22 protein-coding genes are annotated in these 24,417 nt (G+C 63.7%); 7 read left to right on the top strand and 15 right to left on the bottom strand.

The features are described 5' to 3' along the window. Positions 1 to 1,545: an amidohydrolase family protein gene (locus tag IM737_RS20380; protein ID WP_236897252.1), complete on the top strand. Its 1,545-nt coding sequence runs from the start codon at positions 1 to 3 to the stop codon at positions 1,543 to 1,545. On the opposite strand, the gene IM737_RS20375 is transcribed toward IM737_RS20380, so the two are convergent. From IM737_RS20375 to IM737_RS20335, 9 genes are all read right to left on the bottom strand, one after another. Further along, positions 1,542 to 2,765 carry an amidohydrolase family protein gene (locus tag IM737_RS20375; RefSeq protein ID WP_236897250.1) on the bottom strand — a complete coding sequence of 408 codons (1,224 nt, stop codon included), beginning with the start codon at positions 2,763 to 2,765 and terminating at the stop codon, positions 1,542 to 1,544. The two genes, IM737_RS20380 and IM737_RS20375, sit on opposite strands and share 4 nt — an antisense overlap. After that, positions 2,765 to 3,592, bottom strand: coding sequence for a sulfite exporter TauE/SafE family protein (locus IM737_RS20370; protein WP_236897248.1), 828 nt, complete (start codon positions 3,590 to 3,592; stop codon positions 2,765 to 2,767). The genes IM737_RS20375 and IM737_RS20370 overlap by 1 nt, the downstream gene beginning before the upstream one ends. 16 nt (positions 3,593 to 3,608) lie before the next feature. Next, positions 3,609 to 5,192, bottom strand: coding sequence for a gamma-glutamyltransferase family protein (locus IM737_RS20365; protein WP_236897246.1), 1,584 nt, complete (start codon positions 5,190 to 5,192; stop codon positions 3,609 to 3,611). Beyond that, positions 5,192 to 6,400 carry an amidohydrolase family protein gene (locus IM737_RS20360; protein WP_236897244.1) on the bottom strand — a complete coding sequence of 403 codons (1,209 nt, stop codon included), beginning with the start codon at positions 6,398 to 6,400 and terminating at the stop codon, positions 5,192 to 5,194. Before IM737_RS20360 ends, IM737_RS20365 begins: the two co-directional genes overlap by 1 nt. A 60-nt stretch (positions 6,401 to 6,460) precedes the next feature. Further along, positions 6,461 to 7,558, bottom strand: a complete 1,098-nt coding sequence (locus tag IM737_RS20355) for a BMP family ABC transporter substrate-binding protein (RefSeq protein WP_236897243.1) — start codon at positions 7,556 to 7,558, stop codon at positions 6,461 to 6,463. 44 nt (positions 7,559 to 7,602) lie between these two features. Continuing rightward, positions 7,603 to 8,523, bottom strand: coding sequence for an ABC transporter permease (locus IM737_RS20350; protein ID WP_236897241.1), 921 nt, complete (start codon positions 8,521 to 8,523; stop codon positions 7,603 to 7,605). Further along, positions 8,523 to 9,614, bottom strand: a complete 1,092-nt coding sequence (locus tag IM737_RS20345; protein ID WP_236897239.1) for an ABC transporter permease — start codon at positions 9,612 to 9,614, stop codon at positions 8,523 to 8,525. Before IM737_RS20345 ends, IM737_RS20350 begins: the two co-directional genes overlap by 1 nt. Further along, complete coding sequence (locus tag IM737_RS20340; protein ID WP_236897238.1) at positions 9,598 to 11,166, bottom strand: ABC transporter ATP-binding protein; 1,569 nt, start codon at positions 11,164 to 11,166, stop codon at positions 9,598 to 9,600. Before IM737_RS20340 ends, IM737_RS20345 begins: the two co-directional genes overlap by 17 nt. Positions 11,167 to 11,397: 231 nt before the next feature. Further along, positions 11,398 to 12,126: a GntR family transcriptional regulator gene (locus IM737_RS20335; protein WP_236897236.1), complete on the bottom strand. Its 729-nt coding sequence runs from the start codon at positions 12,124 to 12,126 to the stop codon at positions 11,398 to 11,400. A 136-nt stretch (positions 12,127 to 12,262) separates the two neighbouring features. On the opposite strand from IM737_RS20335, the gene IM737_RS20330 reads away from it, so the two are divergent. Further along, the gene (locus IM737_RS20330) at positions 12,263 to 12,553 is read left to right on the top strand and encodes a hypothetical protein (RefSeq protein ID WP_236897234.1); all 291 of its coding nucleotides are present in this window, start codon (positions 12,263 to 12,265) and stop codon (positions 12,551 to 12,553) included. Here IM737_RS20330 and IM737_RS20325 read toward each other — a convergent pair. Both IM737_RS20325 and IM737_RS20320 read right to left on the bottom strand, forming a co-directional pair. Then, positions 12,528 to 13,346: a DUF6544 family protein gene (locus IM737_RS20325; RefSeq protein WP_236897232.1), complete on the bottom strand. Its 819-nt coding sequence runs from the start codon at positions 13,344 to 13,346 to the stop codon at positions 12,528 to 12,530. The two genes, IM737_RS20330 and IM737_RS20325, sit on opposite strands and share 26 nt — an antisense overlap. Positions 13,347 to 13,391: 45 nt before the next feature. Then, on the bottom strand, positions 13,392 to 13,574 hold the full coding sequence (locus tag IM737_RS20320) for an alcohol dehydrogenase catalytic domain-containing protein (protein ID WP_336886218.1): 183 nt from the start codon (positions 13,572 to 13,574) through the stop codon (positions 13,392 to 13,394). Between the two features lie 559 nt (positions 13,575 to 14,133). Here IM737_RS20320 and IM737_RS20315 point away from each other — a divergent pair. Both IM737_RS20315 and IM737_RS20310 read left to right on the top strand, forming a co-directional pair. Continuing rightward, on the top strand, positions 14,134 to 14,475 hold the full coding sequence (locus IM737_RS20315; protein ID WP_236897230.1) for a DUF4342 domain-containing protein: 342 nt from the start codon (positions 14,134 to 14,136) through the stop codon (positions 14,473 to 14,475). A 78-nt stretch (positions 14,476 to 14,553) separates the two neighbouring features. Continuing rightward, positions 14,554 to 17,388, top strand: a complete 2,835-nt coding sequence (locus IM737_RS20310; protein WP_236897228.1) for a cation-translocating P-type ATPase — start codon at positions 14,554 to 14,556, stop codon at positions 17,386 to 17,388. A gap of 461 nt (positions 17,389 to 17,849) precedes the next feature. Here the strand turns inward: IM737_RS20310 and IM737_RS20305 are convergent, their stop codons facing one another. From IM737_RS20305 to IM737_RS20290, 4 genes are all read right to left on the bottom strand, one after another. Further along, positions 17,850 to 18,836, bottom strand: a complete 987-nt coding sequence (locus IM737_RS20305; protein WP_236897225.1) for a fumarylacetoacetate hydrolase family protein — start codon at positions 18,834 to 18,836, stop codon at positions 17,850 to 17,852. After that, positions 18,833 to 19,987, bottom strand: a complete 1,155-nt coding sequence (locus IM737_RS20300; RefSeq protein ID WP_236899982.1) for an alpha/beta hydrolase family protein — start codon at positions 19,985 to 19,987, stop codon at positions 18,833 to 18,835. Before IM737_RS20300 ends, IM737_RS20305 begins: the two co-directional genes overlap by 4 nt. 27 nt (positions 19,988 to 20,014) lie before the next feature. Further along, positions 20,015 to 21,136 (bottom strand): FAD-dependent monooxygenase, encoded by a 1,122-nt coding sequence (locus tag IM737_RS20295; RefSeq protein ID WP_236897223.1) that lies wholly within the window; start codon positions 21,134 to 21,136, stop codon positions 20,015 to 20,017. Between the two features lie 80 nt (positions 21,137 to 21,216). Further along, on the bottom strand, positions 21,217 to 22,140 hold the full coding sequence (locus IM737_RS20290; protein WP_236897221.1) for a LysR family transcriptional regulator: 924 nt from the start codon (positions 22,138 to 22,140) through the stop codon (positions 21,217 to 21,219). Positions 22,141 to 22,286: 146 nt separating this feature from the next. Between IM737_RS20290 and IM737_RS20285 the strand changes: the two genes are divergently transcribed. From IM737_RS20285 to IM737_RS20275, 3 genes are read left to right on the top strand one after another with little or no spacing between them, the layout of a single operon-like run. Continuing rightward, positions 22,287 to 23,219, top strand: a complete 933-nt coding sequence (locus IM737_RS20285; RefSeq protein WP_236897220.1) for a VOC family protein — start codon at positions 22,287 to 22,289, stop codon at positions 23,217 to 23,219. After that, the gene (locus IM737_RS20280) at positions 23,216 to 23,611 is read left to right on the top strand and encodes a Rieske (2Fe-2S) protein (protein WP_236897219.1); all 396 of its coding nucleotides are present in this window, start codon (positions 23,216 to 23,218) and stop codon (positions 23,609 to 23,611) included. The genes IM737_RS20285 and IM737_RS20280 overlap by 4 nt, the downstream gene beginning before the upstream one ends. 21 nt (positions 23,612 to 23,632) lie before the next feature. Then, a complete protein-coding gene (locus IM737_RS20275) occupies positions 23,633 to 24,412 on the top strand; it encodes a cyclase family protein (protein ID WP_336886217.1) in 780 nt (259 codons plus the stop codon). Positions 24,413 to 24,417: the final 5 nt, after the last annotated feature.

The following is a 24,417-nucleotide window of genomic DNA, read 5'->3' as shown; positions in this document are numbered from 1 at the left end:
ATGACGCCAGCGCCCGATTGTCTGATTGAAGCCGGCGCCATCCTCTGCGGTGTTGACGCTGCCGATGGCTTCACCACGATGGTGGACGCCGCTATTCACGCCGTCGATGGCAATATTGCCGAGATTGGTTCGGCGGCCGATCTTCGCTCCCGCTTTCCCGATCTTCCGCGCCATGGCGGACCGGGGATGATCGCCATGCCGGGCATGGTCAACGGTCACCATCATTCGGGCATAACCCCATTGATGCATGGTGTGCCTTTCGCACCGCTCGAATTCTGGCTGCCGCGCTTTCGCGCATTGCGGCGCGTGCCGCTGCGGCTCGACACGCTCTATTCGGCCATCGAAATGCTGGAGAGCGGCACGACCACAGTGCATCACATTCATGGCGGAGTGTCGGGTCCGCCAGAGTCCTGGCAACAGACCGCCGACGGGGTTCTCGGCGCCTATGGTGAGATCGGCATGCGAGCCGGTTTCTCGTTCATGATCCGCGATCGCAATCGGCTGACCTATGAGGACGACGCAACCTTGCTGGCCGCCCTGCCCCCGGAAGTTGCTGAATGGCTGGGCGCCCAGCTCGCCGCAGAAGCCGTGCCGGTGCCCGAACTCATGGAATTCTATGCCGGTCTTGTTGAGCGCTGGGGCGGCTCGGACCATGTCCGGCTCAACCTCGCGCCGGCGAACCTGCACTGGTGCAGCGACGAGGCGCTGGGCTTGATCTTTGATACCGCCCGCAGCGCCGGTTCGCAGATCCACATGCACCTGCTTGAGACAGAGCGGCAGGCGCACTTTGCGCGGGAAAGAACCGGCCGCAGCGCCGTAGCGCACCTGCATCATCTGGGTTGCCTCGGCCCCAACGTCACGCTTGGCCACGGCAACTGGCTCAGCCGCGATGATATGGACCTGCTGGCCGAGCAGGACTGCACCATATGCCACAATGCCAGTTCTGGCCTGCGGCTGGGCAGTGGCATCGCGCCAGTTAACCGCATGCTGGAGCGCGGCCTGCGGGTAGCACTTGGAATCGATCAGTCAGGCATCAACGACGATCGCGATATGCTCGCCGAGATCAAGCTGGTCTGGGCGCTACACCGCGAGACCGGGCTGTGGAACACGAGGGCCTCCGCGACGCAGGTCCTGCGCATGGCGACCGAGCATGGCGCGATGACTGCCGGCTTCGGTGATCGCATTGGGCGCCTTGAGGTCGGGCGCGCCGCCGATATCGTGCTGTTGGATCGGGCAGAAGTCGAACGGCCGGCTGTCGATCCACGCACCCCGCTTGTCGATACCGTCCTGATGCGGGCCAAGAGCCAGGCGGTCGAGCAGGTGTTCGTCGGCGGCCGGCAGGTGGTCGCCAATGGGCGCGTCATCGGCATCGACCGCGATGCCGTCATGGCAGAAATCGCCGAGGAAATGCGCCGGCCACTGACCGATGCCGAACGGCAGGCGGCAGCGATGGTCGATCAGATCGTGCCGGTGGCGATGGATCAGCATCGGCGGCTCGTCGCCGATACCTGGCGTCCGTACCGCTACAACAGCATGTCCGATTAGGGGCGCAGCAGCGTCGCCGCCGGGCGAAAGAACGTCTGCCGTCCGGCCTTCCAGCCGGCCAGTACCGGTGCCGCACGGCGCACCGCATCAGCCGGACTGACCGCGTCGATGAGCACGAGATCGGCGGATGCGCCGACCGCAATTCCGTGCGACCTGCCGAGCAGTCGCGCCGGATTGGCACCGATGGCCGCAAAGGCGAGATCGACATCGGCCTTACGCGACAGATGCGCGATGTTGGCGAAAAGGTTGGCCTGCCGCAATAGGCTGGCATCGCCGAAGGGTGTGAAGGGATTGATGATATTGTTGCTGGCAATCGCCGTCAGCACACCCGCTGAGGCCAACTGCTGCAGGGGCGCCACGCCGCGCGGCGCGAGCATTTCGGCGTCCCGGCCGAGCAGGAAAAGATCGGTCGATGGCAAGGCGACGACGCCAATGCCCGCCCGGTGCAACTGCACCGCCACGGCCGCCACCGCTTCACGCCCCATGGCAGCGAGCTTGGTGACGTGGCCGCAGGCCACCCGCCCCTGCCAACCCCGCTTCTCGGTTTCGGCAATAATAGCGGGCAAGTCGGACCCGGCAGGGTCCAGGTCGAAATCAACATGGAAATCGGCGGCCACGTTGAAGCGCTCGGCCAGGTCAAAAATGCGGGCGATATGCCCGGCCGGGTCTGGGTCCGTATAGCTGCACCCACCCACAAGGTCCGCGCCATCGGCGAGGGCCATGGCCAGCAGCCCTTCGGTTTCTGGTTCGTTGGTCAGACCTTCCTGGGCAAACGCGCAGATCTCGATATCGATGGCGCCGGCATAGTCGCGGCGAACGGCCTTGATCGCCTCAAAGGATCGCAGACCGGCGCGAGGGTCGATCTCGACAAACGTCCGCATGACTGTCGTGCCATGGCTGATGGCCTGTTCGACGATCCGCGATGCGCGGGCATAGACGTCTTGCTCGGTGAAAACGGCCTTTAGCCGAGCCGTTTCGGCGACGGCCTCGGCCAAGGTGCCCTGGGCCAGGATGCACCGATCGAGGATGTCGGCCTTGTCGAGATGGATATGACACTCGACGAACCCCGCGGCCAGCAACCGGCCGTCAGCCGCAAAGCGCGGCGCGTTCGATGCAATGGCAGGGGCGATATCCAGGATCAGGCCATTGCCGACAGCAATGTCCATCGGCACGGCATGTTCCGCCAGCGTGGCGCCGGTTATGACCAGATCGACAAGCATCAGGTCAGGCTCGAATGCAGCATCTTGACCGCTGTAATGGCGAGAAAGATCGAGAATGCCCGCTTCACCCAGACCGGCTCCAGCGCATGCGCCAGCCGCGCACCAAAGGGTGCGAAATAGGTGGTGAAGGGCAGTATGATGGCTGTCGCGACGAGGCTGACATAACCCAGCGACAGCGGTGGCCGGCCGGGGGCGTCCCAGCCGGAGACGATGAAACCGAGTACGGCAGGAATGGCGATGACAATGCCGAAGGCCGAAGCCGTTCCGACGGCGCGATGGATGGGATAGGAAAACGCAGCCAGCGTTGGCACACCCAGCGTGCCACCGCCGATGCCCATCAGCGACGAGACGAAGCCGATGACAGTGGCGATGGCAACCTGAACGGGCGAGCGCGGCAGGTGTTCGCCAATGACGAGATTGCGCGGTGTAGCCAGGTTTATGGCAACGGCGAGACCGACGATACCAAACACCCCGGTCAGCACCGCAGCGTCGAAATACCGGGCCGCCAAACCTCCTGCGAGCGCGCCGATGGCGAGGGCCGGCGCCCATCTGCGCAGCAGATCGAAATCCACCGCTCCCTTCTTGTGGTGCGCCCGCATCGAGGCCACGGAGGTGGTGATGATCGTCGCCAGCGACGTCGCCACCGCCATGTGCATTGCCAACTCCTCGGGGAAGCTGGTGAAGGTAAATACCCAGAACAACACGGGCACGATGACGATACCGCCGCCCACCCCGAGCAGTCCGGCGACAATGCCGGCAATGATCGAGGCCAAGCTCAGTCCGCCGATCAACAGGACAAGTTCGATGGGCGTGAAGGTGAGGTCCATGCGGGGGCTTTCAGGGTCAGAAGGCGATTGCGGCGCCATCGGAACGCGGGTCGGTCGCTGCTTCCATGAGGCCATTCCGATGATGGACCACGGCGCCTGCCTGACCCATCATCGGATCGAAATCGTGCACCACTTCGGTCACGTGCCCTGCCGCCGTGAGCGCGGCTACCAGCCCGGGATCGAAACGGCTCTCGAGCTTGAGCGTCGTGGTCACGTCGGCCCAGGTCGTCCCCAGCAGCCAGCGCGGCGCGGTGATGGCGCGCTGCAGGCCCTGGCCGAACTGGGCATAGCGCGAAAAGATTGCCGTCATGGTCTGTGGTTGGCCCTCGCCGCCCTGGGTACCAAAGGCCAGCACACGGCCATCGTTCAACTGAGCGAGCCCCGGGTTGAGCGTGTGGAACGGACGCTTGCCGGGCGCGAGCTGGTTCGGGCCGGGCTTGAGGGAAAAGCCGGCGCCTCGGTTCTCGAAGGTGATGCCGGTGGCGGGGCATGTGAGGCCTGAGCCATACTCCCAGTAGAGGCTCTGGATGAAGCTCACCACCATGCCGCTGGCATCGCTGGCGCCCATCCAGATCGTGTCGCCGGGCGAGGACGGTTCGGGCCAGGGTGAAGCGCGGTGCTGGTCGATGCTGGCGGCGAGGGTGTCGAGATAGGTGTCGGACAGCCAGTGCCGCAGGTCCTCGGTCATGAAATCCGGGTCGGCCACGTGGCGGTTGCGCAGGCTGTAGGCGCGCTTGGTGGCCTCGACCAGCCCATGCAGATGCGTGAAGCCATCCGCCTCGGTCACCCCCAGCCGGTCAAACAGCGCCAGCGCCATCAATGTTGCGACGCCCTGGGTCGGCGGCGGTGTGGTGTGCAGCATGCCGGCCGAAGTTTTGACGCTCAACGGCGCCCCGGTTTCGGCGCGATAGGGGGCAAAGTCATCCTGGCGCAACGGGCTGTCGCTGTCCGCGAGATATTGGCCGTGGGTGGCTGCGATGTCACCACGATAGAAGTCGTCGAGCCCGGCGCTTGCCAGCCGCTCCAGGGTACCGGCCAACGCCGGCTGCACGAAGCGATCCCCAGCGTGAAGTGGCCTGCCGTCGGGCTGATGGATCGCCAAGAAACCCGGAACTGGCGCCAGTTCTGCCGCCTTGGCAACACTGGTCTGCTCGAGGATAGGAGTCACCGCCACCCCGGCCCGCGCCAGGGCAATTGCATCAGCCATTAGCTCCGGCACCGTGAAGCGGGCAGTGCCGCCCAACAGGTCGAGCGCTGCCTGCCAGGTGGCCACCGCACCGGGTACGACGAGGGCAGCGTCCGGTCCGCGTACCGGGATGGCCCCATAGCCGCGCTCGGCGTAACGCTGAACCGTGGCGAGCGCCGCCGCCCGGCCGGCGCCCGAGATGGCGACTGGCGCCCTCCCCGGCCGGTGAATGATCCAGAAAGCGTCGCCACCCAACCCGTTCATATGCGGATAGGCCACTGCGATCGTGGCAGCCGCCGCCACCATTGCCTCGATGGCAGAACCACCGGCATTGAGGATGTCGCGGCCCGTCAGCGCCGCCGCGCGATGCGGCGCGGTGAAGGCGCCGCGGAAGCCGAGAGCGGTTTCCAGCATCAGGCCCTGCCCACCAACTGGCCGTTGCGGGCCACGAGGCGGCCGCCTTTATACACGGAGCGCTCTCTTGGTACGGCGACGACGGCCTCGGGGATATGCTGGGCGGCGAAGGTGACGAAGTCGGCCTTTGCCCCCGCCACGATGCCATACCCTTCCAGCCGCAGCGCTGTTGCGCCGGCCGTGGTGACGATATCGAACGCAGAGGCCAGTTCCCAGTCTTCGTAGAAGCCCGAGCGGTAGCCGATGATGTTGGCGCGGCCAAGCATGTCACCGTCGCCATAGGGCCACCAGCTGTCGCGGATATTGTCCGATCCGCTGAACACCGTGACGCCCGCCTTGCGCAGGATGCTGACGGGGGGAAAGGAGTAGCTGCCGGGCGCGTTGGTCATGATGGCGACGCCGGAGGCGGCCAGCTTTGCCGCGATCCTCTTCTGCGCGTCCGCCGGAATATCGCCCAACCCATAGGCATGGCTCACGGCGACGTGACCGTTCATGCCGAGGGCACGCGTGCGCTCGGCGATCTGTTCGATTTCGAACACGCCCAGCGTGCCGCCGTCATGCAGGTGAATGTCGACATCGACACCCCGCCGCTCGGCGATACCGAACACCACATCGAGATGCTTCTCGATATCCCTGTCGAAGGTCGCAGGATCGAGCCCACCGACCAGGTCGCAGCCCATGGCTATGGCCTGGTCCATCAGCTCGGCCGTGCCGGGGCTGGCGATAATGCCGTTCTGCGGAAAGGCGCAGAGCTGGATATCGATCAGGTCGCGATAGTCGTCGCGCACCCTGAGGATGGTTTCGAGGTGGCTGAGACCCACCGAGGCATCGATCATGACATGGCTGCGCATTGCGATGCTGCCCTGGCCGATGCACAGCTCGAGCTGGTCGCGCGCCCTTCTGTCCATCGGGGCGGCGTTAGCCATGTTCTGCGCTTGGAATTTTACGCGCTCGTGCACATTGAAGCCATCAGTGCAGGGGATGTGCGGCTTCCACGCATCGCCATAGAAGCTGGTATCGAGATGAATGTGGCCTTCGACGAAGCCTGGAACCAGCATGGCCCCGGCAAGATCGGTTGTGACTCCGGCAGCCGGTATCGGCGCGCTGGCTGACACGATGGCGGCGATACGGCCTGCCGTCACCGCGACATGGGCGCGCTCGCCGGTCGTAAGCAACGCATTGGCAAAGACGGAATCGAAATCGGTCATTATGCATCCTCGAATGGTAGAGACCGGCGACGGATGCAGCCGCCGCCGGCCAGGCAGTCATCAGGCGCTGGGTAGGGTTCCCTGGACGCCTTCGACCAACCAGGTCATGCCCTTGATCTCTTCATCGGGCAGCACGGCGCCGGCGACGACTTTCTCGGCGCCAGCCTGGTCCTTGATCGGGCCGGCAAATGGGTTGAGCGTACCGGCAATGATGGCGGCCTCGGCCGTCGCCATTTCGGCGGCCACTTCGGCTGGCAGGTCCGGGCTGGACGTCGTCATCTTGACGAAGCCGCCGTCACCCAGGCCGCGCCAGCGGTTGGTCGGTTCCCAGGTTCCGGCCAGCACACCCTTGGCCGCTTCGATATGCGCCGCGCTCCAGTCGAGTTCGAACGAGACCAGTTGCGCCTTTTTCACATAGGCCGAGAAGTCGCCGGTCGAGCCGATCGACCAGACGCCCTTTTCCTCGGCGGCGAGGCCCTGGACCGGCGTATTGGGGCTGCCCGAGATCACGTCGGCGCCCTGCGCCACAAGTGCGGCCACGGCGTCCTTTTCCTTGGCCGGATCGACCCAGGCATTGGCCCACACCACCTTAAGAACCACGTCCGGATTGACGCTGCGGGCGCCGAGCAGGAAGGCGTTGAGGCTGTAGATCACCTGCGGCACCGGGAAGGCGCCGACCCAGCCGAGAACGTTGGATTTGGTCATGCGGCCGGCCGCGATGCCAGTGAGATAGGTACCCTCGTGGTGCTTGCCCTCGAAGACGCCCAGATTGTCACCCGCATCGATGCCGGCGCAGCATTCGAAATGGCTGTTGGGCAGCGTCGGGGCCAGCTTCTTGAGCGAAGCATATTGCGAGAAGGTGGTGCCGAAAATCAGCTGGTGGCCTTGGGTGGACAACTGGCGGAACAGCCGCTCGCAATCCTGGATCTGGGCGATATTCTCGAGCACAGTGACCTCAACCTGGTCGGGGAACTCGGCCTGCAGGGCGCGCCACGCCTGGGCCTGGAAGTATTCCCAGCCCGTATCGGAAATGGCGCCCATGTGGATCACGCCCACCTTGAGCTTTTCGCCCTGGGCCAGGGCCGGCAGGCCGGTGCCAGCGAGTAGGGCCGTGGCGGCGGCGCTCTTGAGGAAATTGCGGCGATTGAGCTGGAGCATTGAAACCTTCCTGTCGGTTTTGGGACGTTGCTGGTGGAGGCGGGTTACCCTTGCGGATCGAAGGGTTTGCCCAGGGAGGCCGGGACGCTGAGCCGCATGAGCGCAGCGTCCCGGGAGATGAGGACGAGGACGACGATGGTGGCGAGATACGGCAAGGCCGACATCAGTTCGGATGGCACGCCGATGCCGGCACTCTGGGCGAAGAGCTGGGCCATGGTGGCGCCACCGAACAGGTAGGCGCCAGCAAAGCAGCGCTCGGGCCGCCAGGTGGCGAACACCACCAGCGCCACCGCGATCCAGCCGCGGCCGGCGATGAGCCCTTCGGTCCACAGGGAGGCATAAACCGTGGACATGTAGGCGCCGGCGACCCCGGCCATGGCGCCGCCGAACAGCGTTGCCAGGTAGCGGATGCGGACGACCGGATAGCCGATAGCATGGGCCGAGGTCGGGGACTCACCAACCGCCCGCAACGCCAGACCGGCGCGGGTGCGGCTAAGGAAATACCAGACCGCCGCGAAGAGGATCCAGGACAGCCAGACCAGCGGGTGAATGGCCGAGAAGATCAGCCCCACCAGCGGCAGCTGGGCAAAGCCGCCAGCTGCCTGCGACGGATCGAGCACCAAGGCCATGCCGACGAAGGGTTTGCCCAGATAGGAGCCGAGGCTCGTACCGAAGATAGTCATGGCAAGGCCAACGGCGACCTGGTTGGCCCGGAAGGTGATGGCCAGCACAGAGAACAACAGCGACAGAATGCCCGCCGCCACCATGGCGGCGAGCACGCCGAGCCACAGATTGCCGGTGGTGAGCGCGACGGCGAAGGCGACGACGGCACCCGTCACCATCATGCCCTCGACGCCCATGTTCAGCACGCCGGCCCGTTCGGTGATCAGCTCACCCAGAGCCGCATAGACCAGCGGGGTGCCGGCGATCAGCGTAGCCAGGAGGATCGGCAGGAACTGCGACATCACTTGGCGCTCCCGGCAACGACTGCTGCGGCAATGGTGCTGCTGCGCAGGCGGTAGTGGATCAGCACGTCGGCGGTGAGCAGGAAGAACAGCAGCGTGCCCTGGAACAGTCCGGTGATGGATGAGGGCAGCCCGAGCGACATCTGCGCGACGTCGCCGCTGAGGTAGAGCAGTGACATCAGCAGACCCGAGAACAGGATGCCGATCGGGTTGAGGCGGCCAAGAAAGGCCACGATGATGGCGGCATAGCCGTAGCCGGGGGAGGCGGTGGGGAAGATCTGGCCGAGCGGACCGGCGATCTCGCCGACGCCGGCAATGCCAGCCGCGAGGCCGCCGGCCAGCATCCCGATCCACACCGCCTTGCTGGGGCTAAACCCGGCATAGCGCGCTGCGCCCTCGGAAAGGCCGGTGATCTTGAGCTGGAAGCCGACGAAGCTGCGGCTCATCAGCGCCCAGCCGAGGCCAACGGCGACCAGGGCCAGCAGGATGCTCGCATTGGCGCGGGTGCCCTCGATCAGGGTCGGGAAAAGCGCGGCCGGCGCCAGGGGCTCGGACTGCGGAAAGTTGAAGCCGGCGGGGTCGCGCCAAGGGCCGAAGATCAGGTAGCCAAGCCAGAGCTGTGCCACGTAGTTCAGCATCAGGCTGGTGAGGATTTCGTTGGCGTTGAAGCGTGTCCGCAGCAGCGCCGGAATGGCGGCCCACAGCGCACCGCCGATGGCGCCGCCGACGACCATTGCCGGCAGGACCCACGGCCCGCCACCCGGACCATAGGTGAGCGCCAGCCAGCCGCCGAAAATCACGCCGACGATCAGTTGTCCCTCGCCGCCGACATTCCAGACACCGGCGCGAAAGCCGATCGAGAGGCCGATGGCGATCAGCACCAACGGCGCCGCCTTGATCAGCAGTTCGCCCAGCCCGTAGAGGTCGGTGACCGGGGTGAAGATGAATGTCGCCAGCGCCGAGAGCGGATTGAGACCGGCCACGGCGAAGATCACCATGGCCACGCAGCAGGTGAGCCCGATGGCGAGGATCGGAGAGAGCCAGATCATGGTCCGGCTGGGTTGCGGTCGCGCTTCAAGCCGAATGGACATGATCTGCTCCCTTGATTTCGGCAGCCGTCCATTCGCCGGACATGGCAAGGCCGATGGCGTCGCGGTCGAAGGCGGCGCGTGCCATGGCCGGGGACAGCCGTCCCCCGGCAATTACGGCGATGCGGTCGGCAATTTCGGTCAGTTCGTCGAGCTCTTCGGAAATGACGAGGATGGCGCAGCCCCTGGCGCGCAGGTCGAGCAGCGCCTGGCGAATGGTTACGGCTGCACCGACATCGACGCCCCATGTCGGTTGAGCGATGACCAGCACGCCAGGATTTTGCAGGATTTCGCGCCCAACGATGAATTTCTGCAGGTTGCCGCCTGACAGGCTCCCCGCCAGCGCATCCGGACCGCCGCCGCGCACGCCGAATTCGGCGATGCAGCGTTCGGCAAAGGCCTTGACCACGTCGAAACGAATGAAGCCGGCGCGTACGCTCGATTGGCGGTTGTCGGTGAGAAGGGCATTGTCTGACAGGGCCAGGGAAGGCACGGCGCCGCGACCAAGCCTGTCCTCGGGCACCGAGCAGAGCCCGATGGCGCGGCGTTGGCGCGGGTCGAGCCTGCCGGCCGGCCTGCCATCGATCAGTACCCCATAGGGGTCGGCCAGCGGCGTTTCGCCCGAAAGCGCAGCCAGCAGCTCCTGCTGCCCATTGCCAGAGACACCGGCAATGCCAAGAATTTCGCCACCTGTCACCGAGAGCGAGATCTTGTCGAGGTCGGTGCCGAACGGATCGGCCGCCGCAAGGGTCAGGTTGCGGACGACGAGACGTTCGGCACCGGTGGATGCCACCCGCGCGGCGCGGATGGGCTGGATGTCGGCGCCGATCATCATGCGGGCCATAGTTGCCGACGATTCCGCGCGCGGGTCACAGGTGCCGGTCACCTTGCCGCCGCGCAGGATCGTCGCGCTGGAGCACAAGGCCCGAATCTCGTCGAGCTTGTGGCTGATATAGAGGATGCTGCAGCCGTCGGCCGCCAGCGTGCGCAGGGTGCCGAACAGCGTGTCAACGGCCTGCGGCGTCAGGACCGAGGTGGGCTCGTCCATGATCAGCAGGCCGGGATTCTGCAGCAGCGCGCGGATGATCTCGACGCGCTGCCGCTCGCCCACCGACATGGAATAGATGCGCCGCGCCGGGTCGAGCGGCAGGCAGTAGCGTTGCGCGAGGTCGGTGATGCGCTCGCTGATAGCGTCGAGCGACAGCTTCTCGGGCAAAGCCAGCGCGATATTCTCGGCGACGGTCAGCGTGTCGAACAGCGCGAAATGCTGGAACACCATCCCGATGCCGAGCCGCTGTGCATCGGCCGGCGAACCGATACTGACCTCGCGACCATCCCACAGCATCTCGCCGGCATCGGGACGCACCATGCCGTAGATCACCTTCATCAACGTCGACTTGCCGGCGCCATTCTCCCCGACGACGGCATGGATTTCCCCAGGCGCTACCTGCAGGTCGATGCCAGCATTGGCGACCACGGCCGGATAGACCTTGGTGATACCACGCAGTTCCAGGCGCTGTTGCTGTCGGCTGCCTTCCGGGCCGGTCTGGGACATCGACGTTGGCGCTCCATCCATGACTTACATACAATCAAGTATGCATGATGCGTGCCATTTGGTATCGGAGATCGCCATTCGAGGCCGGCGACGGGCTTAAGCCGTTGCCCGGAAAGACGAAAAATCGCGCCCGAGGTCGACCGACGACTCATCGCCGCTATCGGCGCAAAAACTGTATTTTGAATAGAAATTGGGCGACCCCTGCCTATCTGCCCAACAATTGCGCAGTGACTAGCTGCGCTTGGCGCGGGTCCGCAGAGGGGGCGCGCTGGCCGGATTGGCAGTATAGCGACCCAGGATGTCGGAAAGGTCTTTCTTGACCTCGATATCGCCGATCAGGGCCCGGCTTTCGACCAGTCCGAGATGGCTTTCCATCAGGCGTTCGGCGCTCTCCGCGTCGCCGTTGCGCAGCGCTTCGATGATGGCGGAATGCTCGTTGACCGCGCACTCGGCCGAGTGGGGCCGGCTATAGACGGCGAGGATCAGCGAGCACCGCGAGACTAGTTCAGACAGATAGCGCTCAAGCAGCGCATTGCCTGACATTCCCGCCAGAAGCAGGTGAAACTCACCTGCAAGGCGGGTGGAAACCCGGGTATCGCTGCGTTGAAAGGCCTCGATCTCCTGCTGTACGTGCCCAGTCAAAGTCGTGTCGAAATCCTTTGACCAGCGCTGTACAACAAGGCGAACCGCTTCCCGCTCCAAGGCTCGACGAACCGCAAATGCGTCTCGCGCCTCCTCCAGACTTGGCTGCGCCACCGTTGCGGTGCGCTTATGCGACGTATCGACCAGGCCTTGTGCCTGCAATCGCGCAAGCGCGGCCCGCACCAATGTGCGGCTCATCCCGAAATGCCGGCCCAATTCATCTTCCGGGAGTTTCGTGCCAGGCAGCAGAGCCTGCTCGATGATAGCCTGACGCAGAGCGCGATGAGCGCCATCGACCCGGTCTGTTAGCCCACTCATTACCGCTACGCCACCGCTGTGAAATCTGAACTGAACATCTAGTATACAATGTCGTATCGGAAAAGCGGCAATCGCCCTTGCCGGCGTCGTCCTTTGGGTGGCGCGGTCCACACGAATAGGCGTTGAGAGCGGCAAGTTGATCGAGCGTGAAGGCGACGCCCTGCACGAGAAACGGAATAATGCTGTACCCCTCCAAGGGCTTCCTGTTGAGGAGCGTCGTGCCGTATCGGCGAATGTAGCTGGACCCGACCGAGTGCATGATGAAATGGAAGAACCGGGACTCCCCCAAATGTCAAATGCGGGCAGCCAGGGCTTCATCCAGAACAGCCACGGAATCCCGCAAGCCAAGGCAACGAAGGAGATCAGCGGAGACCAACTGGCGGTCGTCGTCTCCCTCATGCTCATTCCACCGCCGCGAAGCTGGTGATTGTGCCGCGAAAGTAGACGAACTCACCCTCGGGCAGGACCCAGGCGACCTCGCCGTGGCGCGGCACTCTATAACTCCCGAACTGGGTGTAGTCCCGGAAACGGCCAATCCAGCGCATAGGGACAGTCTTGCCGTCCAGGAGATAAGGACGATCATCGGCCTCGATGCCAACGATGTCGCCATTCGCGTCGAAGAGATGCCGCACTGCGGCAATCCCTCCTGCCGTCTCGATCGAAACTTCCACAGTTCGCTCATCGATCTGGCGCCACTTGAGCGCCGCGACGTTGAGAATGGCGTCAGGATTCCACGCCAGTTCAGAGAGAAAGCGCATCATCTCGCCTTTGTCGCTATCAGGGCCAGCTGCGTTCACCATGGGAATGGCTCCAGCAATCCGAACCTCCAGCAGACCATCGTCGGCTGCCAGCGCATCAACTACCCGAATGGGCACGACCAGCGCCATTGTTGCGGTCGCCTCCCAGACAAAGCCGGGCTTTCGGGTGCCAGAAAGCTGCGTCGCCTGCAAAGCAAAGTATGGTTGGCCCGGGCCGGATGTCATTTCGTCCTGCTGCTGCGAGATGACGGTCGCGGGACCACCAAGGGTAGCGCCATTGCGCACCGCAAAGGTGCGTATGATTTCCGGAATGGTGTTCTCCTCGGGCGGCGGCGAGGTCTGCGCAGCGACGACAATTTTGCGCAATGCTTCAATTTTGGCGACGAACTGGTTCGACATGATGAGGAGCACGGCGATAGCGACTAACGCCAGTGCAAGCAGGCCGAAGATCAGGAATTTCATTGAGTCCTTGTTTCAGGCCGGCACCGGCCGTGGCGAGTCCGTCCTCTAGGCCTCGATAATGCGGCCGGGCTCACATGTAGGGACGTCGCCCTTAAGGATGTGCAGGTCGGTACCGCAGATCGTTGTCCTGGTGATTTTGACGATGGCGTCAGTCGCGGCCGAAATCGCCGGCTTTGCGTGGTCGTGAAGCTCCTTCTTGCCGCGAGCGAGGTAAACGAGGGCTTTCATCACGGAATCCTTGTTTGTGGCGCGCAACGGATCCGTCGCGGCGTTTGCAGACGGACTTTGCTCGATCGTGCGAAGAGCATCTTGGTCATGCGAACCGCAAAGCCCAAGTGTTCTGCTGGCAGAACTCACAGTCTAAACCCCGCACATGAGAACAAAACGAAGTATTTTGCCGCGACGCGATCGGCTTTGCCGCCTAAAACGCAGATATTGTTTCTTGATCCGGCCATTCGAAATGACCGAACCCCTTAGTATTGCCTAGTCAATTTTGGCATATTGGATAATGTACCGTCGTCACAATTTGTGCCTGTCGCCGCTTCTTTTTTGACGGCGGAACGATTGGCATCGCGACGGGTTGTTCTGCGTGGCCGACAGGTAACCGTTTGCGACGAGCGGTTCGAAGTGCGGCGCTCAGGCGTTCTTTGTGACGATTGCCCCAAGACTAGTTTCAGGTGCGGTTTCGGCGGTCCGCCGGCATCAGATTCTCACCTATTTTCTGCTCGCCTTCGTGCGTCGGCCCCTCGCCGACGTGATAGTCTGAGAATTCAACAGGAGGCGCACCATGACGGACAAGGACAATAGTCGCCAGTGGAGGTCCTTTGCAGATCAGGTCGAAATCGCCGGTCACAAACTGATCGAGGCGGTGACGGGGCTCGCTGCGGAGGGCAACGTCAGAACGTTGCGCATTCGCACCGAAGCCGGTCCAGCCTTCATGGAGATCCCGTTGACCGCAGGCGCCATCGCTGGCGGCGTGGTCGTCCTCACCGCGCCTTGGCTGGCTGCCATCGGGGCGATTGCAGGCCTCGCCGCCAAAGTGCACATCGAGATCGTCCGCGAAGAGGCCGCACCCACCACCGGAAAGGACGAGACCGTGGCCGAAACAGGCGCTGTCACGTCTGTCTGATGTGGGCACGGCGGGAATGCTGTGGCGGGGAAATGGACGACGACGCGTAACGCATTCCAGCGGGGCCAGAGTCGTCGCATGAGGCAGGATCTGTCCCGGTCTGTCGCGTTCAACGAGCCATGGCTGCATGACGCCAATGCAGTGGCGCGTTCGTTTGGTACCGATGCGGAGTATGGATTAAGCCACGAGGAGGCAGCGCAGCGGCTCGCTCGGCATGGACCCAATCGCTTGCGCGCCGCCGCGTCCCGACCGGCATGGCGCCTGGTGCTGGCACAATTCCAGGATCCGCTTGTCTATCTATTGCTCGGCGCTATCGTCATTGCCTTGACCGCCTGGCTGATCGAGGGGCGTGAGGGCTGGCCGGTGGATGGGATAGTCATCGCCATGGTGGTGGTGCTCAACGCGGTGCTGGGATTTGCACAGGAGGCCAGGGCGGCGAGCGCCGTGGCGGCGCTGGCTCGGATGACGGAGGTGACCTCGTCGGTGCTGCGCGGCGGCCTGCGTCGGCGCATCCCCAGCGCCGGACTGGTCCCAGGCGACATCATGCTGCTCGAGGAGGGCGATGCGGTGGGTGCCGACGCCAGACTTCTGGCCTCGGCCAGCCTGCGCGTGCAGGAGGCCTCGCTCACCGGCGAAAGCGAAGCCGTGCTGAAGGACGCCGCAACTCTGGCGGGCCCACTGCCGCTCGCCGACCGGCTCTGCATGGTGTTCAAGGGCACATCCGTGGCGCAGGGAACCGGAAGCGCCGTGGTCACCGCCACCGGCATGCAAACCGAGATGGGCGCCATCGCCACGATGCTGGACGCCACCGGCGAGCAGCGGACGCCGTTGCAAAAGGAAGTCGCCCAGATCGGCCGCATGCTGGGCATCGCCGTGGTGGTGGTCGCCATCGTGGTGATGGCGACGCTGCTGCTGGTCTCCGACATCAAGGGACCGGCCGACGTGATCACGGTGCTGCTGCTGGGCGTATCGCTGGCTGTCGCGGCGGTACCCGAGGGCTTGCCGGCCATATTATCGCTGGTGCTGGCGCTTGGTGTGCAGCGCATGGCTGGGCGTAACGCGGTGGTCAAAACCTTGTCGTCGGTAGAGACTCTGGGCTCGGCGTCGGTCATCTGCTCGGACAAGACCGGCACACTGACCCGCTCGGAAATGACCATCGAGCGGGTGGTCACAGCCTCCGGCGACAGCCGCGTCACCGGCATCGGCTATGCGCCGGATGGCGCTGTGGAACATGACGGGCCGCTTCTGTCCCAGGGTCCGGTGCGGGCGGAACAGATCGTCGTCCTGAGCGGGGGGAGCCTAGCGGGCAATGCCAGCCTGCACGAGGGTGCGGACGGCATCTGGGAAATCCACGGCGATCCGACTGAGGCGGCATTCCTCGTGGCGGAGCGCAAGCTGGGCGTCGAGGCGCGCCGGCAGCAGCGCTTCGAGCGCATCGACGAAATCCCGTTCACCTCCGAGCGCAAGATGATGTCGTCGATCGAACGCGACTATGAACTGGGCGGCGCGCTGGTCATCGTTACCAAGGGCGCGCCGGACGTCCTGATCGAGCATTGCGCGAGCGTGCGGATCGGCATGGAGGTCGTGCCCTTCGACGCGACCCGCCGCGCCAAGGCGCTGGCCGATGTGGAGCGTCTCTCCGACCAGGCGCTACGCACGCTAGCCGTCGCCTATCGGCCATTGGCCGAGGGCGAGGATGCACAAGCCGGCGAAACGCTGGAGCGGGACCTGATCTTCGTCGGCACCGTTGGCATTATCGATCCGCCCCGTCCGGAAGCAGCGTTGGCCATCGCCGAGGCGCACCGTGCCGGCATAAGGGTGATGATGATCACCGGCGATCATCCGCGCACCGCGGCCCGCATTGCCACCCAGCTGGGCATTGTCGAGGCCGGCGCAGTGGCGATGACCGGCGCCGATCTGGATGGGCTGGACGAGGTGGGCCTCGCTGCGGCCGTGCGCCAGTGCTCGGTCTATGCCCGCGTGGCGCCGGTGCACAAGCTAGCCATCGTCGCCGCGTTGCAGGCCGACGGCAATGTGGTGGCGATGACCGGGGATGGCGTCAATGACGCGCCGGCGCTCAAAGCCGCCGATATCGGCGTGGCCATGGGCATTACCGGCACCGAGGTGAGCAAGCAGGCGGCCCGGATGATCCTGGCGGACGACAATTTCGCGACCATTGTCGAAGCGGTCCGCGAGGGGCGCGGCATCTTCGACAATATCCGCAAATTCCTGCGTTACCTGCTGTCCTCCAACATGGGCGAGGTCCTGACCGTGTTTCTGGGCGTGGTCGGCGCCGGCATCATCGGGCTGACGGGTGCCGCTGGCGATGAGGCGCTGGTATTGCCGCTACTGGCCACCCAGGTGCTGTGGATCAACCTGATCACAGATTCGGGGCCGGCGCTGGCCATGGGCGTCGATCCGCACAGCGAGGACGTCATGGCCCGCCCGCCGCGAAAGTCCGGCGAACGCGCCATCGACGCCCGCATGTGGCGTGGCGTGTTGGCGATTGGGCTGGTGATGGCCTTGGCCACACTCCTGACCATCGATCTTCACCTACCCGGCGGTCTGATCGAAGGATCGCAAAGCCTGGACCAGGCGCGCACGGCCGGCTTTACCGTGCTGGTTTGCGCCCAGTTGTTCAACTGCCTGAACGCGCGCTCGGAAACCACAAGCGCCTTTCACCACATGTTCGCTAATCGCTGGCTCTGGGGCGCCATCGGGCTGTCGCTTGTCCTGCAGATCGCGGTCGTCCATTTTGGCCCACTCAACCTGGCATTCGGGACCGTGCCGCTTACGCTCGATCAATGGCTGGTCTGCGGCGCCATGGGCAGCACCGTCCTGTGGTTCAGCGAGGCGCGAAAATGGTTACTGCGCCGAATACTGGCCCGCGCGCGGACTGGCAGCCTTTGGTGAATGAGAACGGAAAGCTAACATCTATCGACCCAAGAGGCTTGGCCTGTCGCGCATCAAGCAGTTTGCTCAACCCTTCTTGCTGCCTTGAAGGGCATGGTTCGCCTGACAAACGACATCCCAAATCGAGTGCAGGAATGGTGTCGTACTGCCAGATATTTACCCAGCGGTGTCTTGGGATGTCCGCTCCATCAACCACCGTCCCGCGGGCCCCAACATGCGGTTCTTGGATGGGCGACACTAAGGAGAAGCTGCGGCCAGACCTGTGAGCTATCGGCGGTGTCCAGCGGCAAATGCGGTCAGACGGCCCGCTTTGATATCCTCTGCGACGACGTGGTCCGGTATGCCGCCCCAGCCGAGGCCGGCCAATGGCAGCTTCAGGAGTTCGCATTCGGGCTCAAATGGCCGTAATGGGGCCGCTAGCGGTCACTCTTTTTTCAGAAATGGATGCCGATAACGGCCGTTCAGACTTGGCCTGACCGGCTTGGTGCCGCCGACACCACGCGCTGATCGATGACGCCAAAGACCGATGCACCACTGCGGTCGCGGCAGTCCATGCGAACCCGGTCGCCAAAGGCCATGTACGGGGTAGCCGGGGCGCCATGATCGAGCAGTTCGATGCCGCGCCGCTCAGCGATGCAGGAAGAGCCGACTTCGCGATAATTCGCGTTGGACACAGTGCCCGACCCGATGACCGTTCCCGCAACCAGATGACGCGTCCGGGCGGCGTGGGCGATCAATTCGTCGAAGCCGTAGGCCATGTGGTAGCCGTTGGCCGCGCCAAAGCGGGTGCCGTTGAGATCAACAAGCAGGGGCAGATCGACCCGCGCATCACGCCAGTCTGGTCCGAGCTCGTCGGGGGTAACGGCGACCGGCGCCATGGCACAGGCGGGTTTGGCCTGCACCCAGCCAAAGCCGGTCCTCATTTCGATGGGTGCGATTGTACGCAGGGACCAATCGTTGATCTGTACAAGCAGTCGAATGTGGGCTCGGGCCGCTGGAGTGGCTGTCCCCATGGGGACCGCATCACAGATAATGCCAAACTCGCCTTCAAAATCGATGCCATCATCTTCGGATGGCAAGGGCACGTCGGCGGTTGCGGCAAGGAACCTGTCTGAGAGTCCCTGATACATCAGGGGCCGTCCCTTGGGCACAGGATCGAGCTTGAACACCTGCTGCATCAGCTCACCATGGCTTTCGAAGGCCGACCCGTCGAGCCACTGCCACGCCCTTGGCAGGGGCGACAGGGCATTGCCGGGATCGAAACCCGACCCCTGACCCGCATTCAGCGCGGCGTATTGCGCCTCAAGGGTCGGGGCGAGTGCCGACCAGTTTTCCATCAGCGCCTGCAACGTCGTCACGCCGCTTGCCGGAGCTGAGCGGGCAAGATCGCGGCTGACCACATGGAGACGCCCGTCCGGCGTCCTATCAGGCAGGGTGGCTAGTTTCACTGCAGACGCCCTCCCAGGGTTTCGGCAAACCAGTCCGCGATATAGCTTCGCCCGAAGCTCATATTGTCCGCGCCGACATGCTCCACGCCCCCTTCGCGATCCGTGAAAATCTTCAGTTCGCGCCGAGGCGAATTGGTCAGCTGGTCGTAACTCTGCTGGGCATAGTCGACGCTGATCTGCCGGTCCTTGGCGCCATGCGTCACCAGGAATGGCACCTTGATCTTTTCCATCTGGCCGTTGAGCGTCATCCCGGCGGACTTTTCGAGGAAGTCGCCCATGTCCTTGGCGCCAAATACCCACTGCACATGGTTCCAATAGTGCGGCACGGGGTTTTCACCCTCGCGGTTGAGTCGCTTCTGCTGCACCTCGGCCCAGTTGTGGTTCGCCCCCCACACGGCACCAGCGGCAAAGCGGGGCTCATTGGCGCAAACGCGCGGCGCGTAGTAGCCGCCCAGCGATATGCCGGTGATGCCGATGCGGGCAGCATCGATCTCTTCTCGTGCGGCCAGCCATTCGTAGACGGGGGTCCCCCAGTCCTCAGATTTCCAGGTAGCGGGCATGCCCTGCAGGCGCAGGCTCTCACCGGTTCCCGGCTGGTCGACGCAAAGCGTGGAAATGCCGCGTTTGGCCAGCTCCTGGGGCAGTCGCGACCAGTAAAGCAACTCCTTGTTGCTATCCAAGCCGTTCAGATAGACCACGGCGGGCGCCGGGCCATCGACACCAATGGCCCTGGTCAGGAGAACAGGGATCGTCTTGTCGCCATAGGGGATTTCGAAGCGGGTCACATCCTCGCGGCTGAACTCGACGCCCTTGAGAAAGCAGGCCAGACCCTTCCTGAATGTCTCGATGCGCCCAGCGCTGCCCTGAGCCTGCATCCGTTCTGCCGTCAGGTAGTAAAGGGCCGCGCGCTGCAGCTTGGGACCGGCCGATAGTAGCCGGCCCCTGGCCTCGTCTTCGTCCGCCAGGCCAACCAGCTTGTCGGCAACCGCCATCCACTCGCGCATAAAATCTGCGGTACCGGCATCTTCCCCCGCTTCGGCCTTGGCCAGGAGCGGCTGGCACATGTCCATGATCTCCCCCAGCTCGGCGCCGCTCGCCATGGCGATCGAGACCGACAGATTCCAGACATAGTTGGGGAAGTAGTCAAACATCGCCATGGTTGGCGCTCCTGCGTGGTTCTAGATGGGCTTGGCCATAAGGCCGATGGTTTGCCCGGTCAGGGCACCGACATCGAAAGGCGGAATCTTGCCCATCTGCATGTCGCCGATCCGGATCGAGTTATCCGCGACATGTTTGACGCGCTCGAAACGACGGGCGCGATAGGCCGCAAACGCGTCCTCGGGAGACTTGGCCCTGACCAGTTCCTCGGCCAGAACGATGCCATCTTCGACCGCCATGCCGGCGCCTTGCGCCAGATGCGGCGTGGATGCGTGTACCGCATCGCCCAGCAGCACGACGCGGCCCTTGTGCCAGCCGCCCTCGACGAAGACGACTTCGAGCGGACGGGCGACCACGCCCTTGTCATCGGTGATCTGGCCAAGCAGGGCCGCGATCTGTGGCGGGGGCATGCGGACGCAGTTGCGCATCGCTTCAGCAGCGCCGGCTACCTGCAGCACCCGCCCTTCCTCTTCCTGGCTCAACAGGAAGAGGTACATCAGCTCGTCGGTCATCGGCACAAGGCCACCATTGCAGGGGCCGGCAAAAATCTGGATGCCATCCAGGTCAGAGGGTCTTGGCAGATTGTAGCGCCAGACCCATTGGCCGGTGTAGCGCGGCTTTGGCGCCTCGGGCAGGATCATGGTGCGGATCTGAGAAAAAACGCCGTCTGCGCCGATGACCACGTCGTAGCGGCCAGTGCTGCCGTCGGAGAAACGCATATCGACGCCCTGACCATCATCGGTCAAATCGGATACAGTCAGGCCGCGACGCACATTGGCGCCCAGTTCCTGGGCCCGGTCTGCAAGAACGCGCTGCAGATCCCGCCGCCTGATACCGGCGTTGGACGGATAGTTTGGGCCGGCCAGGCGCGGCGTATCGAATTCGGCGTCCTTGATACCGCCAGGCCCAACGAAAATCGTCGATCGGTCGAAGCCGAAGGCTTTGGACAGATAGGCGTCCAGCAGGTCGAGCTGTCCCATCGCCCGGATCACGTTCATTTGCTGAATGATACCGACGCCGTAGACCGACCATTCCGGGTCGCGTTCAATGATCTCGACGGGAATCCCCTGCCTTCGCAGGGCGATTGCTGCGGTCAGACCGCCAATACCTCCGCCAACGACAAGGGTGGATTTGATTTCCATTCTTGCGCGCCTCCCAACGCTTGTTTTGCGCAAGTTAGGAAGCCGCGACGTATTTGGAAAATGGAAAGAACCAATCGCTCCTATTGATGGGGTGAATGGATGTCCAGGCGCCTGCTCGCCTCTTCGAAGATGGAGCGGAGCCACAATATACCTTGGTCCAGCTCCCGATAGGCGTGCCATTGCAGCATCTGGCGCAAGGGGTCGGCCGCAAAAGGCAGGGGGTAGTGAACGATCGGGACCTGCATCCCGATCAGGCGTGCCAGTCGCCTGTGAACAGTGGCGATGCGGGAGGTGCCTGCGATGAGGTAGGGAATGCTGGAGAAGGAAAACGTCGTTACATCGACATTTCTGGATATCCCCGCGAGCTCGACAAGTGTCGACTCCACCGACATGGCATTGCCGGGCGGAACCATGACGACATGGGAGGCGACCTGATAGGCCTCCAGATCGATCGGCGCGCCACCATAGGGACCATTCTTGTCAGCCACCACGACATATTCGTCTTCGTAGAGCAGCAACGATGGATGGTCCCGGGAAATGAGCTGTTCCGGAGAAATCAGAAAGTCGAGTTCCCCGCGCTCCAGCAACGTGTAGGGAACAACGGTCTGCGGCAGGAGGTTGAATTTGACGGTCCCTCGTGCCTCCTCCACCAGCGCCAGAACCTCTGGCATGAGCACGCGCATCGTGTAGTCAGAGAGCAGCACGTTGAAGGTCCGTGTGGATTGGTCAGCGCGGAACTCGGGCTGCACGTCGATCGTTGCATCGACGCGTACCAGAATGTCCCTGATGGCGGGGCGCAAGGCTTCGGCCCGCGGCGTCAGTTCCATCCGGCGCCCGACCTGGATCAGCAGCGGGTCATCGAAGTAAGTGCGGATGCGTGTGAGCGCATTGGACATGGCCGACTGGCTCATGAACATCTTGTCGGCGGCCTCGCTGACCGAGCGCAGTTCCAGCATATGATCGAGGGCGACCAGAAGGTTGAGGTCCAGCTTCCGAAACCGCATTTATCCCCCCTTGCACGGACCGGCTGGCTCAGATCGGCTCTGCGCCTTTCAATGTATTCATGCGATCAATGCAATACATCACGAGTTCCAATTTTGTAAATATCACGCGCTTGGCTAGGCTTCCGGAAAATGGAGGAGGTCGCGCAATGCGCATTATTGGACCGGACGAGCTGGTTTTTGGCGTCGACAATGTCGGGGCATGCGGGAGTTTTCTGGCCGACTACGGTCTGATCGGCGACGGCAATGGCCGATTTGCCGCACTCGACAACACGGCAATCACGGTCCGTGACAAGCAGGAGCCTTCTCTGCCGGCGCCTATGAAGACCGCCAGCATGCTGCGCCAGACAATCTGGGGCGTCGAGGATCAGGCGACGCTGGATCAGATCGAAGCGGAACTTTCCCGGGATCGCCCCGTCGCAAAGTCGGCGGACGGCACCCTGGCATGTCGCGACGACAGCGGCTTCGAGATCGCGTTCCGGGTGACCCGCCGCACCAAGCTGGATCTGCCGGCAGAACTGATCAATTCGCCCGGGGCCAAGCCGGGCCGCGGCACCAATGTCGTTGGTGCCAACGAAGACGCCGAGGCCCGCCCGCGCTCGCTCAGCCACATCGTCTATTTTGTCCCAGACATGGACAAGATGGCCAACTTCTACATCGAGCGCCTGGGCTTTGTGATCACCGACAAATTCACCAATACCGGCCCCTTCCTGCGGCCGCAGGCCAATGACGACCACCACGTGCTCTTCATGATCCAGACGCCCGAATATATGCAGGGCATCGAGCATCTGGCGTTCCACATGCAGGGGCCGACCGAGCTGATGCTGGCGGGATCGCGCATGGTCAAGAAAGGCTATGAGAGCTTCTGGGGCCCTGGGCGGCACAAGTTCGGATCGAACTGGTTCTGGTATTTCAACTCGCCGCTCGGCACCCATGTCGAATACGACGCGGACATGGACAAGCATGACGGCGACTGGGTCGAGCGCGAAACGCCGATGACCAAGGACGCCGCCCAGATGTTCCTGTTCGAGAATGTCGAGAAATGGGCACCTGGCGGCGGCCCGCCGCCAGCCCAGAAATGACGAGCGAGCCCCTGTTCCTCTGCCGTGTCGATGACATCGGAGAGGGTGGATCGATCGGTGTTGCCCCGGACCATCGCGGCCGCGACCGGGTGCTGCTCGTCCGGCAGGGCCAGGCCATCTACGGCTACATCAACAATTGTCCGCATTACGACCGGGCCCCACTTGGCTGGAAAAAGGATGCGTTTCTGAGCGGTGACCAAACCCGGATCATGTGTGCTGCCCATGGCGCCCTGTTCACGATTACCGACGGCCTTTGCGAACTCGGCCCCTGCCTGGGCCAACGACTGACGCCTGTCGCGCTGGTCATCACGGAGTGCGAGGTGTTCGGGCTCGACATCCCTGAATTCGCCTACGGCCGCTCGACACAACAATCATCGGGAGCAGCGGCCTAACCGTTGCCCATTCGGAGGAGAATGGCCTTGCCTCGACAGATAATCGACCTTTCCGTGACGCTGACGGACACGATCAAGTCAGATCCGCCGGGTCTCGGACCGTCCATTTCCTATCTGGATCACCAGTCTGGCGCCCAGGAGTTCCACAAGATGTTCGGGGTGCCGGAGGATGCCATGCGCGATGGCGCGGGGCCGGCCTCGGAACGCTGCCAGGTCACCACCCACAACGGCACCCATATGGACGCCCCCTGGCACTATCACCCGACGATGAACGGCGGCGAACGCGCCATCACCATCGACGAGGTGCCGCTCGAATGGTGCTTCGGCCCCGGCGTCAAACTGGACTTCCGCCACCTGCCCAATGGGCACACCGTGACCGCAGCAGAGATCGAGACCGAATTGCTTCGGGTCGGGCACGACTTGCGGCCGGGCGATATCGTGCTGATCAACACATCTGCCGGCTTGCGCTATGGCCAAGACGACTACCTGGCCTCCGGATGTGGCATGGGGCGTGAAGCGACGCTTTATCTGACCGAGCGCGGCGTCCGCGTCTGTGGCACCGATGCCTGGAGCTGGGACCCGCCGCTTGGCGGGCAGGCTGCGGCGGCGCGGGCCAACGGCGATTGGTCGGTGTTCTGGGAGGGACACAAAGCCGGTGCGGACGCTGTCTATTGCCACATGGAGAAGCTGGCCAACCTGCACCTGCTACCCGCTACCGGCTTCGACGTCATTGCCCTGCCGGTAAAGGTGGCGCGCGGTTCTGCCGGCTGGTGCCGCCCCGTGGCTCTGCTCAACGACTGACAGAA

Origin of the sequence: Devosia sp. SL43 (assembly GCF_021729885.1) — a bacterium.
In the GTDB taxonomy this organism is placed as follows: domain Bacteria; phylum Pseudomonadota; class Alphaproteobacteria; order Rhizobiales; family Devosiaceae; genus Devosia.
The sequence above is the reverse complement of the archived record's forward strand: the minus strand, read 5'-3'. Positions and strand labels throughout refer to the sequence as shown.

Coding starts and splice junctions, on each gene's coding strand:
- IM737_RS20380 (WP_236897252.1), top strand. CDS start 1: ATGACGCCAGCGCCCGATTGTCTGATTGAAGCCGGCGCCATCCTCTGC.
- IM737_RS20375 (WP_236897250.1), bottom strand. CDS start 2,765: ATGCTTGTCGATCTGGTCATAACCGGCGCCACGCTGGCGGAACATGCC.
- IM737_RS20370 (WP_236897248.1), bottom strand. CDS start 3,592: ATGGACCTCACCTTCACGCCCATCGAACTTGTCCTGTTGATCGGCGGA.
- IM737_RS20365 (WP_236897246.1), bottom strand. CDS start 5,192: ATGCTGGAAACCGCTCTCGGCTTCCGCGGCGCCTTCACCGCGCCGCAT.
- IM737_RS20360 (WP_236897244.1), bottom strand. CDS start 6,400: ATGACCGATTTCGATTCCGTCTTTGCCAATGCGTTGCTTACGACCGGC.
- IM737_RS20355 (WP_236897243.1), bottom strand. CDS start 7,558: ATGCTCCAGCTCAATCGCCGCAATTTCCTCAAGAGCGCCGCCGCCACG.
- IM737_RS20350 (WP_236897241.1), bottom strand. CDS start 8,523: ATGTCGCAGTTCCTGCCGATCCTCCTGGCTACGCTGATCGCCGGCACC.
- IM737_RS20345 (WP_236897239.1), bottom strand. CDS start 9,614: ATGTCCATTCGGCTTGAAGCGCGACCGCAACCCAGCCGGACCATGATC.
- IM737_RS20340 (WP_236897238.1), bottom strand. CDS start 11,166: ATGTCCCAGACCGGCCCGGAAGGCAGCCGACAGCAACAGCGCCTGGAA.
- IM737_RS20335 (WP_236897236.1), bottom strand. CDS start 12,126: ATGAGTGGGCTAACAGACCGGGTCGATGGCGCTCATCGCGCTCTGCGT.
- IM737_RS20325 (WP_236897232.1), bottom strand. CDS start 13,346: ATGAAATTCCTGATCTTCGGCCTGCTTGCACTGGCGTTAGTCGCTATC.
- IM737_RS20320 (WP_336886218.1), bottom strand. CDS start 13,574: ATGAAAGCCCTCGTTTACCTCGCTCGCGGCAAGAAGGAGCTTCACGAC.
- IM737_RS20315 (WP_236897230.1), top strand. CDS start 14,134: ATGACGGACAAGGACAATAGTCGCCAGTGGAGGTCCTTTGCAGATCAG.
- IM737_RS20310 (WP_236897228.1), top strand. CDS start 14,554: ATGAGGCAGGATCTGTCCCGGTCTGTCGCGTTCAACGAGCCATGGCTG.
- IM737_RS20300 (WP_236899982.1), bottom strand. CDS start 19,987: ATGTTTGACTACTTCCCCAACTATGTCTGGAATCTGTCGGTCTCGATC.
- IM737_RS20295 (WP_236897223.1), bottom strand. CDS start 21,136: ATGGAAATCAAATCCACCCTTGTCGTTGGCGGAGGTATTGGCGGTCTG.
- IM737_RS20290 (WP_236897221.1), bottom strand. CDS start 22,140: ATGCGGTTTCGGAAGCTGGACCTCAACCTTCTGGTCGCCCTCGATCAT.
- IM737_RS20285 (WP_236897220.1), top strand. CDS start 22,287: ATGCGCATTATTGGACCGGACGAGCTGGTTTTTGGCGTCGACAATGTC.
- IM737_RS20280 (WP_236897219.1), top strand. CDS start 23,216: ATGACGAGCGAGCCCCTGTTCCTCTGCCGTGTCGATGACATCGGAGAG.
- IM737_RS20275 (WP_336886217.1), top strand. CDS start 23,633: ATGGCCTTGCCTCGACAGATAATCGACCTTTCCGTGACGCTGACGGAC.